General features: G+C 73.3%; 22 protein-coding genes. 14 read left to right on the top strand and 8 right to left on the bottom strand.

Annotated elements, in window-relative coordinates:
* The first annotated feature begins 4 nt into the window (after positions 1–4).
* Genes ACAX67_RS01260 through ACAX67_RS01250 form a run of 3 tightly spaced genes read left to right on the top strand, consistent with a single transcriptional unit; the run spans position 5 to position 3,803 of the window.
* A complete protein-coding gene (locus ACAX67_RS01260; protein WP_370701999.1) occupies positions 5–1,747 on the top strand; it encodes an ATP-binding protein in 1,743 nt (580 codons plus the stop codon).
* A complete protein-coding gene (locus ACAX67_RS01255) occupies positions 1,744–2,715 on the top strand; it encodes a hydroxymethylglutaryl-CoA lyase (protein ID WP_370701998.1) in 972 nt (323 codons plus the stop codon). Before ACAX67_RS01260 ends, ACAX67_RS01255 begins: the two co-directional genes overlap by 4 nt.
* Entirely contained in the window at positions 2,712–3,803 is a 1,092-nt protein-coding gene (locus ACAX67_RS01250; RefSeq protein ID WP_370701997.1) for a hypothetical protein, read from the top strand. The genes ACAX67_RS01255 and ACAX67_RS01250 overlap by 4 nt, the downstream gene beginning before the upstream one ends.
* A 22-nt stretch (positions 3,804–3,825) precedes the next feature.
* On the opposite strand, the gene ACAX67_RS01245 is transcribed toward ACAX67_RS01250, so the two are convergent.
* Positions 3,826–4,521: an EcsC family protein gene (locus ACAX67_RS01245; protein ID WP_370701996.1), complete on the bottom strand. Its 696-nt coding sequence runs from the start codon at positions 4,519–4,521 to the stop codon at positions 3,826–3,828.
* Between the two features lie 17 nt (positions 4,522–4,538).
* Here ACAX67_RS01245 and aat point away from each other — a divergent pair, with 17 nt between their 5' ends.
* The 4 genes from aat to ACAX67_RS01225 all read left to right on the top strand — a co-directional run bounded on the left by aat (position 4,539) and on the right by ACAX67_RS01225 (position 7,018).
* Entirely contained in the window at positions 4,539–5,273 is a 735-nt protein-coding gene (gene aat / locus ACAX67_RS01240) for a leucyl/phenylalanyl-tRNA--protein transferase (protein WP_370701995.1), read from the top strand.
* 81 nt (positions 5,274–5,354) lie between these two features.
* Entirely contained in the window at positions 5,355–5,912 is a 558-nt protein-coding gene (locus ACAX67_RS01235) for a hypothetical protein (RefSeq protein ID WP_370701994.1), read from the top strand.
* A 90-nt stretch (positions 5,913–6,002) separates the two neighbouring features.
* The gene (locus tag ACAX67_RS01230) at positions 6,003–6,410 is read left to right on the top strand and encodes a hypothetical protein (RefSeq protein ID WP_370701993.1); all 408 of its coding nucleotides are present in this window, start codon (positions 6,003–6,005) and stop codon (positions 6,408–6,410) included.
* Between the two features lie 68 nt (positions 6,411–6,478).
* Positions 6,479–7,018, top strand: coding sequence for a hypothetical protein (locus ACAX67_RS01225; protein ID WP_370701992.1), 540 nt, complete (start codon positions 6,479–6,481; stop codon positions 7,016–7,018).
* A 10-nt stretch (positions 7,019–7,028) separates the two neighbouring features.
* On the opposite strand, the gene ACAX67_RS01220 is transcribed toward ACAX67_RS01225, so the two are convergent.
* A complete protein-coding gene (locus tag ACAX67_RS01220) occupies positions 7,029–7,907 on the bottom strand; it encodes an Fpg/Nei family DNA glycosylase (RefSeq protein ID WP_370701991.1) in 879 nt (292 codons plus the stop codon).
* A 62-nt stretch (positions 7,908–7,969) separates the two neighbouring features.
* On the opposite strand from ACAX67_RS01220, the gene ACAX67_RS01215 reads away from it, so the two are divergent.
* The 3 genes from ACAX67_RS01215 (at position 7,970) to ACAX67_RS01205 (ending at position 9,910) form a co-directional block, all read left to right on the top strand.
* Positions 7,970–8,224 carry a hypothetical protein gene (locus tag ACAX67_RS01215; protein ID WP_370701990.1) on the top strand — a complete coding sequence of 85 codons (255 nt, stop codon included), beginning with the start codon at positions 7,970–7,972 and terminating at the stop codon, positions 8,222–8,224.
* Between the two features lie 102 nt (positions 8,225–8,326).
* Positions 8,327–9,544, top strand: coding sequence for an ATP-binding protein (locus tag ACAX67_RS01210; RefSeq protein ID WP_370701989.1), 1,218 nt, complete (start codon positions 8,327–8,329; stop codon positions 9,542–9,544).
* A gap of 24 nt (positions 9,545–9,568) precedes the next feature.
* The gene (locus tag ACAX67_RS01205) at positions 9,569–9,910 is read left to right on the top strand and encodes a DUF2784 domain-containing protein (RefSeq protein ID WP_370701988.1); all 342 of its coding nucleotides are present in this window, start codon (positions 9,569–9,571) and stop codon (positions 9,908–9,910) included.
* Between the two features lie 18 nt (positions 9,911–9,928).
* Here the strand turns inward: ACAX67_RS01205 and ACAX67_RS01200 are convergent, their stop codons facing one another.
* Positions 9,929–11,263, bottom strand: coding sequence for a CoA transferase (locus tag ACAX67_RS01200; protein ID WP_370701987.1), 1,335 nt, complete (start codon positions 11,261–11,263; stop codon positions 9,929–9,931).
* Positions 11,260–12,027: a putative protein N(5)-glutamine methyltransferase gene (locus ACAX67_RS01195; protein ID WP_370701986.1), complete on the bottom strand. Its 768-nt coding sequence runs from the start codon at positions 12,025–12,027 to the stop codon at positions 11,260–11,262. The genes ACAX67_RS01200 and ACAX67_RS01195 overlap by 4 nt, the downstream gene beginning before the upstream one ends.
* Positions 12,028–12,109: 82 nt before the next feature.
* Here ACAX67_RS01195 and ACAX67_RS01190 point away from each other — a divergent pair, with 82 nt between their 5' ends.
* A complete protein-coding gene (locus ACAX67_RS01190) occupies positions 12,110–12,730 on the top strand; it encodes a ClpP family protease (RefSeq protein WP_370701985.1) in 621 nt (206 codons plus the stop codon).
* Positions 12,727–13,326 (top strand): ClpP family protease, encoded by a 600-nt coding sequence (locus ACAX67_RS01185; RefSeq protein ID WP_370701984.1) that lies wholly within the window; start codon positions 12,727–12,729, stop codon positions 13,324–13,326. Before ACAX67_RS01190 ends, ACAX67_RS01185 begins: the two co-directional genes overlap by 4 nt.
* Before the next feature lie 27 nt (positions 13,327–13,353).
* On the opposite strand, the gene ACAX67_RS01180 is transcribed toward ACAX67_RS01185, so the two are convergent.
* Positions 13,354–13,671, bottom strand: a complete 318-nt coding sequence (locus ACAX67_RS01180) for a helix-turn-helix domain-containing protein (protein WP_370701983.1) — start codon at positions 13,669–13,671, stop codon at positions 13,354–13,356.
* A gap of 76 nt (positions 13,672–13,747) precedes the next feature.
* On the opposite strand from ACAX67_RS01180, the gene ACAX67_RS01175 reads away from it, so the two are divergent.
* Positions 13,748–14,545 (top strand): glycerophosphodiester phosphodiesterase, encoded by a 798-nt coding sequence (locus ACAX67_RS01175; RefSeq protein ID WP_370701982.1) that lies wholly within the window; start codon positions 13,748–13,750, stop codon positions 14,543–14,545.
* A gap of 11 nt (positions 14,546–14,556) precedes the next feature.
* Positions 14,557–15,498 (top strand): DUF5926 family protein, encoded by a 942-nt coding sequence (locus tag ACAX67_RS01170; protein ID WP_370701981.1) that lies wholly within the window; start codon positions 14,557–14,559, stop codon positions 15,496–15,498.
* Between the two features lie 30 nt (positions 15,499–15,528).
* Here the strand turns inward: ACAX67_RS01170 and ACAX67_RS01165 are convergent, their stop codons facing one another.
* The 3 genes from ACAX67_RS01165 to ACAX67_RS01155 form a co-directional block, all read right to left on the bottom strand.
* Complete coding sequence (locus ACAX67_RS01165; RefSeq protein WP_370701980.1) at positions 15,529–16,572, bottom strand: adenylate/guanylate cyclase domain-containing protein; 1,044 nt, start codon at positions 16,570–16,572, stop codon at positions 15,529–15,531.
* Positions 16,573–16,579: 7 nt separating this feature from the next.
* Positions 16,580–16,948, bottom strand: coding sequence for a Crp/Fnr family transcriptional regulator (locus ACAX67_RS01160; RefSeq protein ID WP_370701979.1), 369 nt, complete (start codon positions 16,946–16,948; stop codon positions 16,580–16,582).
* A 73-nt stretch (positions 16,949–17,021) separates the two neighbouring features.
* A complete protein-coding gene (locus tag ACAX67_RS01155; protein WP_370701978.1) occupies positions 17,022–18,245 on the bottom strand; it encodes an arginine deiminase in 1,224 nt (407 codons plus the stop codon).
* Between the last annotated feature and the right edge of the window lie 56 nt (positions 18,246–18,301).

Raw genomic sequence — 18,301 nt, 5'->3', positions numbered from 1 at the left:
GGGCATGAAGCCGTTGTTCAGCACCGTCTACATCGCCAACCGCGGCGAGATCGCCGCCCGCGTCGCCCGCACGTGCTCCGGGCTCGGCATCCGGGCGGTCGCCGGCACGGACGCCTTCCTCGACGCCGACGCCCAGGTCGCCGCGGCACTCGCCGCTGGCGCCGAGGCGGTCCACCCCGGCTACGGCTTCCTGTCCGAGAACGCCGGCTTCGCGCGCGCCGTGGCCGACGCGGGCCTGACCTGGATCGGCCCCACCCCCGAGGTGATCGAGCGCATGGGCCGCAAGGACGCCGCCCGTGAGATCGCGGTGGCGGCAGGGGTTCCCGTCGTGCCGCAGGGCACGGACGCGGCCTTCCCGGTGCTCGTCAAGGCCGCCGCCGGCGGCGGCGGCAAGGGCATGCGCATCGTGCGCTCCGCCGCCGAGCTCGACGAGGCCATCGCCGCGGCGAAGCGCGAGTCCCTCGCGGCCTTCGGCGACGACACGATGCTGATCGAGAAGTACGTCGAGCGGGGCCGCCACATCGAGGTGCAGGTGATGGGGGACAGCCACGGCAACGTCGTCCACCTGCTCACCCGCGAGTGCTCCGCGCAGCGCCGCCACCAGAAGGTGATCGAGGAGGCGCCGGCGCCGTACCTCGCCGACGACGTCCGCGAGCGCATCCACGGTGCCGCGGTGACGCTGGCCGAGAGCGTCGGCTACACCAACGCCGGCACGGTCGAGTTCCTGCTCGACGCCGCGACCGGCGACTTCTACTTCCTGGAGATGAACACCCGCCTGCAGGTGGAGCACCCGGTCACCGAGGAGGCCACCGGGCTCGACCTGGTCCAGCTCCAGCTGCTCGTGGCGGCGGGTCACCCGCTGCCGTTCGAGCAGCACGAGGTGGTGGCCGCGACGCACGCCATCGAGGCGCGGGTCTACGCCGAGGACGCCTACAACGGCTTCCTGCCGCAAGCGGGTCGCGCGACGCTGGTGCGCTGGCCCCACGGACGGCCGGGCGTCCGCATCGACCACGCCCTCGAGTCCGGCCAGGTCGTCAGCACCGCCTTCGATCCCATGCTCGGCAAGGTGATCGGCTACGGGTCCGACCGCGAGGATGCCCGCCGCGAGCTCGTCGCCGCGCTCGACGAGACGGTGATCCTCGGCCTCACCACCAACACCGGCTTCCTGCGCGAGCTGGCCGCGAGCGAGCCGTTCGCCACGGGGGAGATCGACACGGCCTGGCTCGACCGCAACCCGCCGGTGGCGCCCGACCCGGCGCCGGCCCGCGAGCTCGCCGCCCACCTCTGGCAGCAGCAGCGCGCCACGACGTCCGGTCCCTTCGCGTCCGACGGCTTCCGGTTGGGCGGTCCGGCCGCCCCGACGCTCGTCGAGATCGGTGGCGTCGTTGTGAGAGTGACCCCTGGGTCACCCTCACAACGACGGGACGCAGCGATCGTGACCGAGCACGGCGTCGAGCTCGCCCACCGCGGCCAGCGCTACGTCTTCGAACGACCCGACGCGGCCGCCGACCACGCGGCGGAGGCGAGTGACGGCACCGTGGTCGCACCGATGCCGGGCACGGTGCTCGACGTCCGGGTCGCCGAGGGCGCGACCGTCGCGGCCGGCGACGTGCTGGGCGTGGTGGAGGCGATGAAGATGGAGCTCGCGCTGAAGGCGCCGTACGACGGCGTGGTGACCAGCGTCTCGGCGACGGCCGGCGCGCAGGTCGCCCTCGGCGCCCCCCTGTTCACCGTGGAGGAATCATGACCGTCGGTCGCGAAGGCGGTCCCGAGACGCTGCCGGTGGTCGTGCCCGAGCCCGGGCTCCCGTCGCAGGTGACGATCTACGAGGTCGGGCCGCGCGACGGGCTCCAGAACGAGCAGGCGCTCGTGCCCACCGAGGTGAAGGCCGCCTTCGTGCGCCGGCTGCTCGACGCCGGGCTGCCGATCGTCGAGGCGACCAGCTTCGTCCACCCGAAGTGGGTGCCGCAGCTCGCCGATGCCGCGGAGCTGATGACCGGCCTGGTGGCCGACCTCGGCGACCGGGCGCGGGCTCTCCCCGTCCTCGTGCCCAACGAGCGTGGCCTCGATCGCGCGCTCGCGCTCGGGCTGCGCCACGTCGCCGTCTTCGCGTCGGCTACCGAGACGTTCGCGGCCAAGAACCTCAACCGCACGCTCACCACGCAGTTCGAGATGTTCGAGCCGACGATCGCGCGCGCCCTCGCCGGCGGCGTCGACGTCCGCGGCTACGTCTCGATGTGCTTCGGCGACCCGTGGGAGGGCCCGGTGCCGGTCGAGCAGGTGGTCGAGGTGGGCCGACGGCTGCTCGCCCTCGGCTGCGCCCAGCTCAGCCTGGGCGACACGATCGGCGTCGCGACCGCCGGCCACGTGCGCGCGCTCGTGGGTGCGTTCGAGGCGGCGGGGGTGGGCACCGATCGCTTGGCGCTGCACTTCCACGACACCTACGGACAGGCGCTCACCAACGTGCACGCGGGACTGCAGGCAGGCGTGACGACGTACGACGCCTCGGCCGGCGGGCTCGGCGGCTGTCCCTACGCCAAGAGCGCGACGGGCAACCTCGCGACCGAGGACCTGGTCTGGTTCCTCACCGGCCTCGGGATCGAGCACGGGGTCGACCTGCGCGCGGTCGTCGACGCCAGTGTGTGGATGGCGGCCGAGCTCGGACGGCCCAGCCCGTCTGCCGTGGTGCGCGCGCTGGCACAATCACCCCTGTGACCAGGGTCGTTCATCTCCACATCGGTGCGCCGAAGACGGGGACGACCTACATCCAGACCCGCCTGGGACGCAACACCAAGACCTTGGCGGAGCACGGCGTGCACTTCCCGTCGACCGGTCGGCTGGCGCGGCCGGAGCTCTCGCAGTTCCGGGCGGCTCTCGACCTGACCGAGCAGGACTGGGGCGGTGCGCCCGGTCACGCCGACGGCGCGTGGGACGCCCTGATGCGCCGCGTCCGCCGGCTCGACGGCAACGTGATCATCAGCCACGAGATCCTCGCCCCCGCCCGGGCCCGGATGATCGAGCGCGCGATGCACGACCTCGCCGGCAGCGAGGTGCACATCGTCTACTCCGCCCGCGACCTCGCGCGTCAGCTCGCCGCCGCGTGGCAGGAGAGCGTCAAGCAGGGCCGGGCGTGGACCTTCCGCAAGTTCCTGCGGCGCTCCCGGATGGGCAAGCCGTTCATGATGCAGGCCTTCGACATCCCCGACGTGCTGTCGTCGTGGGGGGTGGCGGTCCCGCCGGAGCGCATCCACCTGGTCGTCGTACCGGCCCAGGCCGGCGGATCCTCCGCCGACGACCTGTGGGTCCGGATGTGCCGGGCGCTGGACATCGACCCGGCCTGGGCGCCGCTCGACAGCGATGCGACCAACGCCTCGCTCGGGGTCGCCGAGACCCAGGTGCTGCGCCACCTCAACCAGGAGCTGGGCCGCAAGGTCGCCCGCGAGGGTGAGTACGACGACCTCCTGCGCCGCATGGTCGCCGACGGCTCGCTCTTCCACCACCGCTCGGCGCCGGTCACGCTGCGGCCCGACAACTACGACTGGGTCGAGGAGCGCACCGAGCGGTCGCTGGAATGGATCCGCGCCAGCGGCATCGACGTCGTCGGGGACCTCGACGAGCTCCGGCCCCGACGGCCCGACCCCGACGCGCGCTGGCACAACCCCGACCGGGTCAAGAAGCAGGCGATCACCCGCGCCGCGGTCAGCGCTCTCAGCAGCATGACCGCCGAGGCCGCCCGGCGCCCCGACCCCCACGGCCTGGCCGTCCGAGCCACCCGCGAGCTCAAGCGCCGCCTCGAGCCGTAGGTCGTCCTGGTCCCTCGGACGGTCAGCGCGCCCTCGGCAGGAACTCCCGGTCGGCGTAGCGCCCGACCTTCCACGTGCCGTAGCCGTCGGCGCCCATGCCGACGAGACCGCCCACGACCGGGACACGCTTGCCGACGGTGGTGGCGAGGCGCTTGCCGATCACCCGGCTGACGAGGTCGCCGGCGACGGCGGTGGTGATGGTGGCGTCGAGGGCGGGGTCGTGCGTGGGCGCGGTCGCGATGGCCATCGGGGGTGCGGGAAGCGCCATCCGCTTGACCATCTTGCGCACCGCGTCCTCGCCGAGGACCGAGACCAGGATCGCGTTGCGCACCCGGGGGTCCTCGAGGTCGTAACCACGCAGGTGGGCGATCCCGGCCACCATCCGGCACTGGACGAGCGCGAGCTCGGTGATGTTGGCGGGGGCGACGAGCGTCGCGGTGACGAGGCCACCGAGGTTGGTCACGAGACCGCCGACGCCTGCGTAGCGGACGTGGTTCTCGATGATCTCGTGGATGGCGCGGTCGACGTCGCCCTTCTGCTCCCGCAGCTGCGCCTCCGCGGCGCGCGCCGCGGGCGGCAGCGGACCGAAGCCGACGATCGCCCGGTGCAGCGCCTCGCGCACGAAGCTCGACGTGAGCCCGGGCGCGAGCTCGGTCAGCTTGGGCACGACGACGCGTGCCGCCTCGACGGCGAGCCCTCGCTTCAAGCCAGTGCGCATGGGAAAACCTTAGAGGGATGGACGAACAGGGCCCGATCGAGCCGCCTCCGACGCCGTGGGAGCTGCCTGCGCGCGAGCAGGTCGCCGCGCTCACGGCCGACGACGACCTGCTCGCCGTCGGCGCCGACCTCGCGCCAGGCACCCTCCTCGCCGCCTATCGCCGCGGGCTCTTCCCGATGCCGGAAGGACGGCGGATCGGCTGGTGGAGCCCGGCGCAGCGCGGCGTGCTCCGCCTCGACGGCCTGCGGGTGTCACGGTCGCTGCGCCGCTCGCTGCGCGACTTCGAGATCCGGGTCGACACCGTCTTCGACGAGGTCGTGATGGCCTGCGGCGACCCGCGGCGCCCCGGTGCGTGGATCGACGCGGGCGTCCGCCGGGCGTACGGCGACCTCCACCGGCTCGGCTGGGCGCACTCGGTCGAGACCTGGCAGGACGGCCGGCTCGTCGGCGGCCTCTACGGCGTCGCCATCGGCGGGCTCTTCGCCGGGGAGTCGATGTACCACCACGTCCGCGACGCCTCGAAGGTCGCGCTGGTCGCTCTCGTGCGGTTGCTCAGCGACGCGCACGCGGCCGACCGCCTGGTCGACGTGCAGTGGTCGACGCCGCACCTGGCGACCCTCGGTGTCGAGGAGATCCCCCGCCGGGCGTACGTCGAACGACTGCCCGCTCTGCTCGCGACCCCACTACCGGACGTGTTTGCGCGACGCGCCAGCGGGGGAGGACCACTTCCGGCACCGGACGGCCCTCAATAGTCTGCTTCTGGCGGGCCTCGGCCCGCCAGCTCCCCGACCCAGCGCACGCGGCGCCGGGTCACCCGCGAAAGGACTACCTGAATGACCCGGATCAAGCGCCCTGCCGCCGCTGTGGGTGCGGCAGCGCTCCTCGCGTTCTCCCTCACCGCCTGCGGTGGCGGTGGTTCCGACGCTCCTGACAACGCCTCGACCGACGACTACTGCGACGTCGTCAACGACCAGTCGTTCTTCGAGGACCTCGGTGACGACCCGAGCAACGAGGACTTCGTCGACGCGCTCAAGAAGTACGCCGACAAGCTCAAGGACGTCGGCACGCCCGACGACATCTCGGACGACGCCCGCAAGGGCTTCGAGATCCAGCTGGACGCGATCGACGACCTGGACCCCGACGAGATCGACATCAACGACCCGGACTCGTTCGAGAAGGACTTCTCGAGCGACGACAAGGACAAGATCGCGGCCTACACCGAGTACGAGAGCAAGACCTGCGGTGGTGCCGACGACCTCGAGCTGCCCAGCGACCTCCCGACGGACCTGAGCGACCTGCCGACGGACCTCAGCGACCTGCCGACGGACCTCTCGGACCTCACCGACCTGCCGTCGGACTTCTCGGACCTCACCGAGATCCCGACGTCCTGACGCACTGACGTCCTGACACCGGCGACGGCCGGCCCCGTCCGACGGGGCCGGCCGTTCGTCGGTCGAGGACCGACCGAGATGATGACCCGCATGCCGTCGACCCGCCTCGCAGCCGCAGTGGCCACGACCACGCTCCTCACCGCCGGCCTGACGGCCTGCGGCGGCCCGCCCCGGGACGCCTCGGTGCCCGACTTCTGCTCCGCGGTCACCGACCGGTCGTGGGTCGACGGCCTCGACCCGGACTCCTCGGGCGACGAGATCGTCGACGCGCTGGGCAAGTGGGCCGACGAGCTCGAGGAGACCGGCACGCCCGACGGCATCCCCGACGACGCGCGCGAGGGATTCGAGATCACCATCGACACCCTCCACGACCTGGACCCCGACGACTTCGACAGCCCCGACGACCTCCGCGGCGTCACCGGCGACCTGTCCGAGGACGACCAGGCCAAGGTGGACGCGCTCACCGACTACAGGTCCGAGAAGTGCGGTTCCGGCTGACGCGGAGCGCACGCGCCGCGGCCCGCGGTTGAGCCGCCCGGTTGAGCGGGGTGGGACCATGGAGGCTGATGCTTCCCCCTGCCCGACCGCCCCTGCTGCAGCTGCTGCTTCTGGCAGTCGTCGCCGCCGCGACGGGCTCGCTGCTCACCGGTTGCTCGGGCGGCAGCGACGCCGACGACGCCGGTCCGGCGGTGGTCGCGACCGGGCCGCACGGCTCCTCGGCGCCGAAGCAGGCCGCGACCACCCCCACCGGCGGGGCGGACCGCGCCACGCCGACCTCGGAGGTGGCAGAGGTGTGCGCGCCGTACGCCGTCATGGTCCGTGCCGTCGAGCACGCAGCACAGCGGACCAGCGACCCGGAGGAGATCGCGGCGGCGATCGCGCCGGTGATGCGCCGGTTCGCGGCCCAGGTGGCCGCGCTCGGCAAGCCGTCGAGCATGAGCGCGGCGACGTGGGCCGGCGTGGCCGCCCTCGCCGACCGGATCCGCGCGCTCCCGCCGCATCCCACCAGTGACGACATCAAGGCGGTGCAGGAAGGGCTGACCTCCGACCAGCGCGCCGCCGCCGAGGATGCGGCCGACTGGTTCCGCTCGAGCTGCGGCCTCTAGCGCGCAGGCCTCACTTCAGCAGCCGGCTCATCCGGCGGTCCGCGAGCGGCTTGCCGCCCGTCTGGCAGGTGGGGCAGTACTGCAGGCTGGAGTCGGCGAAGGAGACCTCGCGCACCGTGTCGCCGCAGACCGGGCACGCCAGCCCGGTGCGGCCGTGGACGGCGAGGTGGGACTTCTTCTCGGCCTTGAGCTCGCTCGCGGCCAGGCCGCGGGAGCGCTCGACCGCGTCTCCCAGCGTGTCCTTGACCGCCCGGAAGAGCGTGGTGAGCTCGTCGTCGGTGAGCGAGGAGGCCGGCTTGAAGGGGCTCATCCGCGCGGCGTGCAGGATCTCGTCGGAGTAGGCGTTGCCGATGCCCGCGATCGTGCCCTGGTGGCGCAGCACGCCCTTGATCTGCTTGCGCCCCTCCGTCTCGAGGATCCCCGCGAGCACGTCCCGGGTGAAGCTCTCGGCGAGCGGGTCGGGCCCCAGACGCGCGATGCCCTCCACCTCGCCGGGGGAGCGGACGAGGTAGAGCGCCAGGGACTTCTTGGTGCCGGCCTCGGTCACGTCGAGGCCCGGGGTGAGGCCGTCGGCCTCGTCGAGCACCACGCGCACGGCGAGCGGCGACTTGTTGCTGGGGCGTGGCGGGACGGCGGGCACGTCGTCCTTCCACCGCACCCATCCCGCCCGGGCGAGGTGGAACACCAGGTGGAGACCGCTCGCCTCGACGTCGAGGAACTTGCCGTGCCGCCGTACGTCGTCGACGAGCGCCCCCTCGATCGCCGCCAGCGGCGGGTCGTAGGTCTTCAGCGCGCTGAAGGCGGCGATGTGCACCTTCGTGATGGCACGGCCGGCCAGCCGGCCGCGCAGGTCCTGGGCCAGCGCCTCGACCTCGGGCAGCTCGGGCACGCGGCTCAGCGTACCCACGCACAGCTAGTGACAGGGCGCTCCCGCGGGCGCATGATGAGTCGATGACCGCCGTCCGCCCCCTGCCGCGCACGGGCTCCGTCTTCTTCGACGCCCGCGGCGACGAGCGCGCGCTGCGGGTGAGCTGGCACGACGACGCCGACCTGGTCGTGGTCTCGCTGTGGCGCGAGAACGTGTGTACGGCGACGTTCCGGCTCGCCGCCGACGAGGTGCCCGACCTCGTGGACACCCTCGTCGACTCGCTGCGGCAGCGCCGGGTCGGAGGGCCGGTGCGCCCGGTCCTCGACGATGTCGGCTGAGGAGCCGAGGAAGCCGGTCGTCGACACCGCTCAGGACGGCTGACGATGCGACACGCTAGCCGGGTCTAGGGATCGGGCTAGACACCTCGATACGGTCCGATCGTGGACCCGATCCGGAATCCCTACGCCCCCGGCGCCGGGCAGCGTCCGCCCGAGCTCGCGGGCCGCGACGAGCAGCTGGCCGCCTTCGACGTCGTGCTCGAGCGGGTGGCGCGCGGACGCCCGGAGCGGTCGCTGGTGCTGACCGGCCTGCGGGGCGTGGGCAAGACGGTGCTGCTCAACGCCCTGCGCTCGGCGGCGGTGCGGAAGGGCTGGGGCACCGGCAAGCTCGAGGCGAGGCCCGACCAGTCGCTGCGCCGCCCGTTGTCGAGCGCGCTGCACCAGGCCGTGCGCGAGCTCGGTCACCCCAACGAGGACGAGGTCGACCACGTGCTCGGCGTGATCCGCTCCTTCGCCGAGCGCGAGGCCGGCACCGATGCGAAGCTCAAGGACAAGTGGAGCCCGGGCATCGCCGCGCCCGCCGTCCGGGGGCGGGCCGACTCCGGCGACGTCGAGATCGACCTGGTCGAGCTGCTCTCCGACGTCGGCGGCCTCGCCGCCGACAAGGGCCTGGGCGTCGCGGTCTTCGTCGACGAGATGCAGGACCTCGGCCCGGCCGACGTCTCCGCGCTCTGCGCGGCCTGTCACGAGCTGAGCCAGAGCGGGCTCCCGGTCATCGTCGTCGGTGCCGGTCTGCCGCACCTGCCGGCGGTGCTGTCGGCGTCGAAGTCCTACTCCGAGCGGCTGTTCTCCTACCAGCGCATCGACCGGCTCGGGCGTGAGGCCGCCGACCGCGCACTGGCCGCGCCGGCCGCCGAGGAGGACGCCGAGTACGACGACGCGGCCCTCGCCGCGATGTACGACGCCACCGGCGGCTACCCCTACTTCATCCAGGCCTACGGGAAGGCCGTGTGGGACCTGGCGACCCGCTCGCCGATCACGGCCGACGACGTCGCGGTCGCCGCTCCCGAGGCCGAGCGCGAGCTCGCGGTCGGGTTCTTCGGCTCCCGCTACGACCGGGCCACGCCGGGCGAGCGCGACTACCTGCGGGCGATGGCCGACGCCGCGCTCCGAGACGCCTCGTCGCCCGGCTCCTCAGGACCGCCGCTCGTGGACGCCGTGTCCACCGCCGACGTGGCGCTGGTGCTCGGCAAGAAGCCGCAGTCGCTCTCGCCCGCGCGCGACAGCCTGCTGAAGAAGGGGCTCATCTACTCGGGGGAGCGGGGCCGCATCGCGTTCACCGTGCCCCACTTCGGGCGCTACCTGCGCACGCAGGCCTGAACGGCGCCGCCTACACTCGGCCGGGTGCATCGCGTCGTGGCGCTGGGGGCGCTGGTCACCCACCTGGTGTTCGTGGCGTTCACCGTGCTCGGCGGCTTCCTCGCCTGCATGGTCCCCTGGGTGTTCCTGCCGCATCTCGGCGCAGCCTTGTGGGGCGGCCGGATGGCGGCCACCGACGCGGAGTGTCCGCTCTCGCGCCTGGAGGACTGGGGCCGCTCGGGTGCGGGCCGGCCGGCGCTGCACGAGCGCGGATTCATCGCGCACTACTTCGAGGACCGGATCTACCCGGCACGCTGGGCGCGCCGCGTCGAGGTCGCGGTCGGCGGCGTCGTCATCGGGTCGTGGCTGGCGTTCGTCAACCGCTAGCCGCGGTCGACCGGCCGGTCAGCTCCAGACCGGCTCGTGCCGGCCGAGCGGGCCTGCAGGCCGCGGCAGGTCGGTGACCAGGTCGCCCACCCGCCCCGCGACCGGTACGACGCCGGCCGGGCCCCAGGCCGTGGAGCGCTCCGGACGCCGCGGCTCGCCGAGCCCCGCAGGCTCGGCGTCCGGCGCCGGCGCCGTGGCGAGCAGCTCGGCGGTCGCAGCGAGGGCCGCGGTCGCGGTGCCGGACGTCGCGTCGGCCAGCAGCCGGCAGATCCCGGCAGCCAGGAGGTAGCCGGTGGCGTGGTCGAGTGCCTGGGCGGGCAGTGCCGACAGGCCGGGGCCTCCGGCGCGTGCCGACTCGGCGGCGACGATGCCGGCGCTCATCTGCACCAGGCTGTCGAACCCGCGCCGGCCGCCCCAGGGCCCGACGGTGCCGTAGGCGCTGAGCTGCCCCGTCACGAGGTGCGGGAAGCGGTCGGCCAGCACGTCGGCGCCGAGCCCGAGCCGGTCCAGCGCGCCGGGGCGGAGGCCGTGCACGAGCACGTCGGCGTCGTGGAGGAGGGCGAGGAAGGTCTCCCGGCCGGTCGGGGTGCTCAGGTCGAGCGCCGCGCACCGCTTGCCCTCCGTCGTCACCGGGAGCAGCGCGGGCACCTCGGCGAAGCCCGGCGGGTCGATGCGGAGGACGTCGGCTCCGTGGGCCGCGAGCAGACGGGTGCAGACCGGACCGGCGATGACGCGGGTGAGGTCGAGGACGCTCAGCCCGTCGAGCGGCCGGTCGGGGACCGGCTCGAAACGGGTGCGCGCACCCGTCGCCCGCAGGTCCACGAGCGGCAGCGCCGCAGCGGTCGCACCCGCGGGGTGCTGGAGCCAGGCCGCGCGGTCGCGCAACGCGGCTGCGCAGCCGCCCGCGTCCACGACCGCCTGCTCGAGCTCGTCGGCAGCGCGCTCGCGCACGGCCGCGGCCACGCTCTCCCGGGACGCATCGTCGCCGAGCCCGAGGGCGGCCGTGGCAGCCGTGCGGTGGTGGGCGTAGTTGGTGTGCAGCCGGATCCAGCCGTCCGCTGTGGGGTAATCACCGGCGATCGGGTCCCACGGAGGGGGCAGCTCCCACCCGATCGGGGAGAACAGCCGCTCGGAGTGGAAGGCGGCGCAGGCCTCGCGGCTGTCGACCGCGACGCGGGAAGCGCCGGCGAGGTCGGCCACCGCCAGCGACGCAGCGGACACCGATGCCACGGCCAGGCCGGTCACGTCGAAGGCCGACGGCCAGACGACCTCCGGGCCGGTGAGCTCGAGACCGTCGAGCGCGTGCGGGGCGCCGAGCCCCGTCCAGACCTGTCGGACCAGTGCCTCTCTCATGAGGGCATCGTGCCCGACACCACCGTCGCGCCGCGCTCGTCGTCGTGGTGCACCCCGGCCGCCAGTCCGGCGCGCGCGAAGGCGTCCGCCGCCACCGCGGCCTGGGCCGCGCCCGTCTCCACGAGCACCCGACCCGCGGGCGCGAGCCAGCGCGGAGCCCGGGCCGCCAGTCGCCGTACGACCTCGAGGCCGTCGGTCCCGCCGTCGACCAGTCCGCGGGGCTCGTGGTCGCGCGACTCGGCCGGCATCAGGGCGATGGCCGCGGTCGGCACGTAGGGCACGTTGGCGACGAGCACGTCGACCCGGCCGCGCAAGCTGGCCGGCAGCGGAGTGTCGAGATCACCGAGGTGGACGGTGCCGCCGACCGGCGTGAGGTTCTCGCGGGCGCACGCGACCGACAGCGGGTCGACGTCGGCGGCGTGCACCTCGGCGTCCGGTCGCTGGGCGAGGACGGCCAGCGCGATCGCGCCGGACCCGCAGCACAGGTCGACCGCCACGCCGGCGGCCGGCAGCGCCGCTGCGGCGAGCTCGACGAGATGGGCGGTGCGCTGGCGGGGGATGAAGACCCCGCTCGTCACCGTGACCCGCACGCCGGCGAAGTCGACCCAGCCGAGGAGGTACTCCAACGGCTCACCGGCCACCCGGCGGGCGACCAGGCCCTCGAGCACGTCGCCCTCGGCGGCCCCGAGCAGCAACCGCGCCTCGTCCTCCGCGAAGACGCACCCGGCGGCACGGAGCCGACGGACCAGCTCGTCGTACGCCACGACGGGACCCTACCGCCGTGAGCGGATCTGCTGTGGGCAGCGAACCCTTTGCCCCGGGCCGCCCGCCCCGCACCGTGGAGCCATGACCACCCACGCACCCGAACCGCCCCTCATGATGGTCGACGACCAGCTCACCTCCCGGCTCCTCCAGCAGCGCATCGTCGTGCTGGGCCAGGAGGTCGACGACCGCGTCGCCAACCGCCTGTGCGCGGCGCTCCTCCTGCTCTCCGCCGAGGACCCGCACCGCGACATCAGCCTCTACATCAACAGTCCCGGTGGCTCGGTGACCGCCGGGCTGGCGATCTACGACACGATGCGGATGATCCCCAACGACGTCAGCACCCTGGCGATGGGGCTGGCGGCGAGCATGGGCCAGTTCCTGCTGTCGGCCGGCACGCCCGGCAAGCGCTACGTCCTCCCGCACGCGCGCGTCCTGCTGCACCAGGGGTCGGCCGGCATCGGGGGCTCGGCCATCGACATCGAGATCCAGGCGGAGAACCTCGAGCACACCAAGGGCGTGCTGATGGGCCTCATCGCGGAGCACACCGGGCAACCCGTGGAGCGGGTGGAGAAGGACGCCCTGCGCGATCGGTGGTTCACCGCCCAGGAGGCCAAGGACTACGGCTTCGTCGACGAGATCCTCACCGACGTGCGGGCCGTCGCTCCCTCGCGGCCCTCCGCCGCCTTCGGAGGCCTGCGATGAGCCAGTACACGATCCCGAGCGTCGTCGAGCGGACCGTGCGCGGCGAGCGGGCCGTCGACATCTACAGCCGGCTGCTGACCGACCGCATCATCACGATCGGCACCGAGATCGACGACGGCGTGGCCAACGTCGTCATCGCCCAGCTGCTCCACCTCGAGGCCGACGAGCCCGACCTCCCCATCAGCCTCTACCTCAACTCGCCCGGCGGCTCGGTGACCGCGATGCTCGGCATCTACGACACGATGCAGTTCATCCGGGCGCCGATCTCCACGACGTGCATCGGGCAGGCCGCGTCGTCGGCGGCCGTGCTGCTGGCCGCGGGGGCACCGGGTCGGCGGTCGGTGCTGCCGAGCTCCCGGGTGATCCTGCACCAGCCCTCCGGCGGCGGGCAGGGCACGCTGCCGGACCTCGCGGTCCAGGCGAAGGAGATCGTGCGGCTGCGCGGCACGATGGAGCGGGTGCTCGCGCAGCACACCGGCCAGAGCGTCGCGAAGCTCCGCGACGACACCGACCGCGACCTGATCCTCGACGCCGAGGCCGCGGTCGCCTACGGCCTGGCCGACGCCGTCCTCACGTCGCGGAAGCCGGTCCCCTAGGCCGTACCGGGACGCCGTGACGTGCGCTCAGGCTGCCAGGCAGACGGGGCCGTGCAACCGGCGCGCGGCCCGCAGGGCGAGGTCGGCGACCCGCAGCCCGAGCGCGCCGGCCACGGCGGCGAGGACCTCCGAGCTGGGCTCCTTGCGGCCGCGCTCGACCTCGGAGAGGTACTGCTCGGAGATGCCGGCGTGCTCGGCCACGTCGGCGATCGTGCGCTCGACGCGGTGCCGCTCGCGGCGCAGCTCGGCGCCGGCCGCCTCGCGCCACAGCGGCTCGACCGGGGCCGCCTCGGGAGCGGGCGGGACCGCAGCGGACGGAACGGGGAATCGCAGCACCTCACCCATGGCGCGACGCTAGGCCGAGCACGGCGCGAGGGAAAGACGCGTTCGCTGCCGGCGTACGGCTGGCATCATCTTCTCCATGCGACCGCAGGTCGTCGCCCATCGGGGCGCGAGTCATGAGAAGGCGGAGCACACGCTCGGCGCCTACCTCGAGGCCCTCGACGCCGGCGCCGGCGCGCTCGAGTGCGACGTGCGGCTCACCGCCGACGGCCACCTCGTCTGCGTGCACGACCGCGACCTGCGGCGTACGGCGAGCAACCGCGGGCTCGTCTCGACGATGGACCTCGCCGAGCTCAACGAGCTCGACTTCGCGGCATGGAAGAACCCGTGGGCCGACCTCGACGACGAGGCGCCCGAACGCGACGACGCCCTGGACCGCGTGCTCACCCTGCGCAAGCTGCTGGAGACCGTGGCCGACTACGAGCGCCGGGTGGAGGTCGCGATCGAGACCAAGCACCCGACCCGGTTCGGCGGCCTCGTCGAGAAGCGGCTCGTGGAGATGCTCAAGGAGTTCGGCTGGCACTCCGCCGGCGCGCAGGTGCGCGTGATGAGCTTCTCGTTCACGGCCCTCCAGCGGGTGGAGCGGCTGGCGCCGGAGGTGCAGCTGGTGCAGCTGATCGACAAGCCGGCGGCCTGGCCGATGCTGAAGCGCGTGGTCGGACGCGACACGATCATGGGCCCGGGCATCGCGTTGCTGCGCGAGCACCCGAGGGTGGTCGACAGCATGGCCCGCCACGACCGGCGGATGCACGTCTGGACGGTCAACGACGAGGCCGACCTCGACCTGTGCCTGAAGCTGGGCGTGAAGGCCGTGATCACCGACCGGCCGGCCCACCTCCTCGACCTGCTCGACGCCAAGGGTGAGGTCGCCGGATAGGTTCTGGGGCCATGGCCAAGAAGAACCGCGCCAAGGGGCGCCCCGCGGAGACCACGACGTCCGGTGAGGTCGGCCCCCGCCAGCCCTGCCCCTGCGGGTCGGGCAAGCGCTACAAGGCCTGCCACGGCGCGCCCGGCGGCAGCACCGTCTTCGTGAAGCGGCCCTTCGAGGGCCTAGCGTCGGAGTGCGACCTGGTCGCGATGCGCGAGCTGGTGCCGGCAGCGACCGCGTTGCTCCCCCTCACCGGTGAGTACGCCGGCCGGACCGTCCGGGTCTGCACGCTGCTGCCGATGGCGGCCCCTGCCATGGTGCGGGAGAGCGGCGAGGTCTGGCTCGGGCTGCAGGTGCAGCACGCCTTCGGCGACCCGTCGCGCGACCTGGCCGCGGTGCTGCTGGCCGCGTTCGAGGCCGAGCCCGGCACCCCCATGGTCGGCCTCACCGAGGCACCCGGCGAGGGCCCGCGGCTCCAGGACCTCGTCGCCGACGAGGCGTTGCGGGTCGAGGTGCACGAGGGCTTCGACTTCTGGGTCGCCGACGTGGAGGAATCCCCGGAGGTGGCGGCGGCGCTGGAGCAGGCGGACGGCGCGGCAGCCCCGACGGCGCGGCTCGCCTCGGTGGAGGCGGCCTACTGGACGCAGCTGGGCGAGCGGGAGTTCCTCCGCTGGGTCATGCCGGAGCCGGAGGACGCCCTGCTCGACGCCTTCGCCCGGCTGCACGTCGACGGTGCCGACAGGGTGATCGACGGCGCCCGGCTCATCGGCATGTTCCGCGCGCACGGCGTGGTGGCCCCGGTGTGGGAGCTGCCCGACGGCACGGGCGTCGAGGGCGTGGAGGACGGCGCGGCCGAGCTCCGCACGCGCCTCGACGCGGCACTCGCCGACGAGAGCGAGCTCACCACCGAGCAGCGCTCCGCGCGCTCGGGCCTGGCCAACCGCCAGGTCACCATCCGCTGACCCTGGCGCGAGGTCGGTGCCAGGTCGGCCTCAGGCCGGCTGCAGCGCCCAGGCCTTGAGCCGCGAGTATCCCTTCACCGACACCCGGCGCAGCCGCCGGAGGCGGTAGGGCGAGTCGCCCGATCGCGGGTCGTGGTGGTCGTCGTCGTCACCGGACCGGCCGGTGATCGCGGAGTACATCCCCAGGTCGACCAGCACCGTCCCCGGCCGGGCGACGCTGGTCAGCCGGGAGGCGATGTTGACCACGGGCCCGAAGACGTCGCCGAGCCGGATGACCACGTCGCCGTACGCCACGCCGGCGCGGACCGCGGGGAAGTCGTCGTCCTCGTCGGCGCCGCGGCGGGTCAGCTCCAGGGCGATGTCGGCGGCGGCGGTCGCGGAGTCGGCGACGATGAGGAGCTCGTCGCCGATGTTCTTGATGATGCGGCCCTCGTGCTCGACGACGATGTCGAGGGCGGCGGTCTCGAAGTCCTCCAGCCAGCCGACCAGCTCGCGGTCGGAGAGCGTGCGTGAGCGGGAGGTGTAGCCGACGATGTCGACGAAGCAGACGGCCTGCTGCATCGAGCCCGGGTCGTCGCCGGTGGTCGTCAGGAGCCGCGTCGCGGCCGTCACGAGGTGGCGGCGCCACACGAAGCTCTGGAGCTCCTCGACCTTGGGCATGATCTCGTCGGCGAGCTCCAGCAGGCCCGAGGGCTCCTCGATGCCGGCCTCGAGCGCGATGTCGGCGACGAGCGCGATCTGCCACTCGGCGAGGCGCGCGAAGCTGCGGCCCCAGGTGCGGACCAGGCCCTCCTGGCGCTCCTCGGAGAGGATGCCGAGCTCGATGAGGTCGCGGGTCAGCGTGTAGGCGCGGACGTCGGCCTGGGTGAAGGCGCGGTCGTCGGGGTCGGCCTGGGCGAAGCCGAGCAGCCGCCGGATCTTCTGCGCGACCTCCAGCGGCAGGCCGGCCTGCTCGGCGACCTCGGCCTGGGTGAGCGACGGACGCTCGCGGAGCAGGTGCTCCTCGAGGTCCTCGAGCTCACCCTGGCCGGCCGCTCCGTCGGAGGAGTCGGCCGGCGACTCGGGTGCGGTCACGCAGGGCTCAGGGGTTGACGCGGGACTGGGCGACCTCGACCAGCGCGTCGTGGAAGCTCGGCATCTCCTTGTCGAGCTGGATCAGCGTCTCGTCGGTGAGGTGGATGCAGTCGAGCTCCGTGAGCGCGACGATGGTCGCGGTGCGGAGCGAGTGGCCCATGATCGCGGCCTCGCCGACGATGTCGCCCGGGCCGAGCTGGGCGACCTCCTCGCCGTCACGGCGTACGGAGACGGTGCCGTCGAGGATGATGTAGGCCTTGTCCGCAGGGGTGTCCTTCCAGATCGGGGACCAGCCCTCAGGAAGGTGCACGCGGCGTCCGAGGCCGCTGATCTTTGCGACCTCTTTCGGGGTGAAGTGCTCGAAGAACGTTGCCATGCTGACCCTTTCGGTGAGGTCTCCCCATGTGCGCGGCAATTCGCGCTGGTTCGACCTTATCGGCAACGCGCCGTCATGGCATCGGGTCACGCGCGATCGGACAGCTCATGCAACGGGGCCCGCCCCGCCCGGAGCCCAGCTCGGAGCCGGCGATCCGGATCACCTCGATGCCCGCCGCCTCCAGGCGGCTGTTGGTGCCGTCGTTGCGCTCGTAGGCCACGGCGAGCCGGGGCGCGAGGGCCAGCGTGTTGTTGCCGTCGTCCCACTGCTCGCGCTCGGCGGTCACCGGGTCGAGGCCGGTGTCGATCTGGTGCAGCGTGTCGAGCTGCATCGCCTTCGCGGCCGCGACCAGGAACGGCTCGGGCGGGGCCACGTCGAGGTCGAGCGCGGTGGGGTCGGTGTCGGGACGCCGGGTGACGGCGTACGCCGTCAGGGTGTGCGCGACGTTGGGGTACATCACGACCTTGTCGACGTCGACCATCGTGCAGACGGTGTCGAGGTGCATCGTCGCGCGCTCCTGCGCGATCGGCACCGCGAGGACGGTCTCGGCGAGGCCGGTCTCGAAGACCTGCCGGGCGAACCGCTCCGCGCCCGCCGGGGTGGTGCGCTCGCCCACGCCGACGGCGATGACCCCCGGCGCCAGCAGCAATACGTCGCCGCCCTCGACGTGCTCGAAGTGGTGACCGAGGATCCGAGGGCTGGCGGCGAAGCGCGGGTGACGCCCGTAGATGAGCTCGGTCAGCTGCGTCTCGCGCTTGCGAGCAGGCATCGCGAGCGAGGTGATCGCGACGCGGTCGCGGACCCAGACCGACGAGTCGCGCGTGAAGAGCAGGTTGGGCAGCGGGTCGACGAGGAAGTCGTCGAAGGCGAGCAGGCTGGTGACCAGCCCGAACCCACCGCGCACCTCGTCGTTGCGGATGCCCGCCGTCAGGTAGTCGGTGAGCTCCTCGGGCGTGGCGTCACCGAGGAAGCCACGCAGGTAGACGCGCAGGGTCTCGCCGAGGTCGAGGTCGGTCAGCGCCGTCTCGATGGCGATCTGCCGGGCCTCGGGATCGGCCAGGGTCTCGGTGAGCAGCTCGGTGAGGTAGAGCACCTCGACCCCGCGGCCGCGCAGCGCGTCGGCGAAGGCGTCGTGCTCGTCCTGGGCCCGCGCGACCCACGGCACGCCGTCGAAGAGCAGGCGGTCGTTGTTGCGCGGGGTCAGCCGCTGGAGCTCGCCGCCGGGACGGTGCAGCATCACCGTGCGGAGGCGCCCCACCTCGCTGTCGACACCGGGGTTGCTCTGCTGGTCGGTCATGGCGGGCACCCTAACGGATTGTCAGACAATCTTGGCGATCGGCGGTCGCGGACGTC

The organism is Nocardioides candidus (assembly GCF_041321175.1).
Lineage (GTDB): Bacteria > Actinomycetota > Actinomycetes > Propionibacteriales > Nocardioidaceae > Nocardioides.
Note: the sequence above shows the minus strand (reverse complement) of the source record. Positions and strands in the feature narration are given on the sequence as shown.

Excerpts from the sequence above, each read along its gene's own strand:
- aat (WP_370701995.1), top strand. The coding sequence starts at position 4,539 with ATGGACGAACAGGGCCCGATCGAGCCGCCTCCGACGCCGTGGGAGCTG.
- ACAX67_RS01260 (WP_370701999.1), top strand. The coding sequence starts at position 5 with ATGAAGCCGTTGTTCAGCACCGTCTACATCGCCAACCGCGGCGAGATC.
- ACAX67_RS01255 (WP_370701998.1), top strand. The coding sequence starts at position 1,744 with ATGACCGTCGGTCGCGAAGGCGGTCCCGAGACGCTGCCGGTGGTCGTG.
- ACAX67_RS01175 (WP_370701982.1), top strand. The coding sequence starts at position 13,748 with ATGCGACCGCAGGTCGTCGCCCATCGGGGCGCGAGTCATGAGAAGGCG.
- ACAX67_RS01180 (WP_370701983.1), bottom strand. The coding sequence starts at position 13,671 with ATGGGTGAGGTGCTGCGATTCCCCGTTCCGTCCGCTGCGGTCCCGCCC.
- ACAX67_RS01235 (WP_370701994.1), top strand. The coding sequence starts at position 5,355 with ATGACCCGGATCAAGCGCCCTGCCGCCGCTGTGGGTGCGGCAGCGCTC.
- ACAX67_RS01225 (WP_370701992.1), top strand. The coding sequence starts at position 6,479 with ATGCTTCCCCCTGCCCGACCGCCCCTGCTGCAGCTGCTGCTTCTGGCA.
- ACAX67_RS01245 (WP_370701996.1), bottom strand. The coding sequence starts at position 4,521 with ATGCGCACTGGCTTGAAGCGAGGGCTCGCCGTCGAGGCGGCACGCGTC.
- ACAX67_RS01215 (WP_370701990.1), top strand. The coding sequence starts at position 7,970 with ATGACCGCCGTCCGCCCCCTGCCGCGCACGGGCTCCGTCTTCTTCGAC.
- ACAX67_RS01190 (WP_370701985.1), top strand. The coding sequence starts at position 12,110 with ATGACCACCCACGCACCCGAACCGCCCCTCATGATGGTCGACGACCAG.
- ACAX67_RS01200 (WP_370701987.1), bottom strand. The coding sequence starts at position 11,263 with ATGAGAGAGGCACTGGTCCGACAGGTCTGGACGGGGCTCGGCGCCCCG.
- ACAX67_RS01155 (WP_370701978.1), bottom strand. The coding sequence starts at position 18,245 with ATGACCGACCAGCAGAGCAACCCCGGTGTCGACAGCGAGGTGGGGCGC.
- ACAX67_RS01160 (WP_370701979.1), bottom strand. The coding sequence starts at position 16,948 with ATGGCAACGTTCTTCGAGCACTTCACCCCGAAAGAGGTCGCAAAGATC.
- ACAX67_RS01170 (WP_370701981.1), top strand. The coding sequence starts at position 14,557 with ATGGCCAAGAAGAACCGCGCCAAGGGGCGCCCCGCGGAGACCACGACG.
- ACAX67_RS01185 (WP_370701984.1), top strand. The coding sequence starts at position 12,727 with ATGAGCCAGTACACGATCCCGAGCGTCGTCGAGCGGACCGTGCGCGGC.
- ACAX67_RS01230 (WP_370701993.1), top strand. The coding sequence starts at position 6,003 with ATGCCGTCGACCCGCCTCGCAGCCGCAGTGGCCACGACCACGCTCCTC.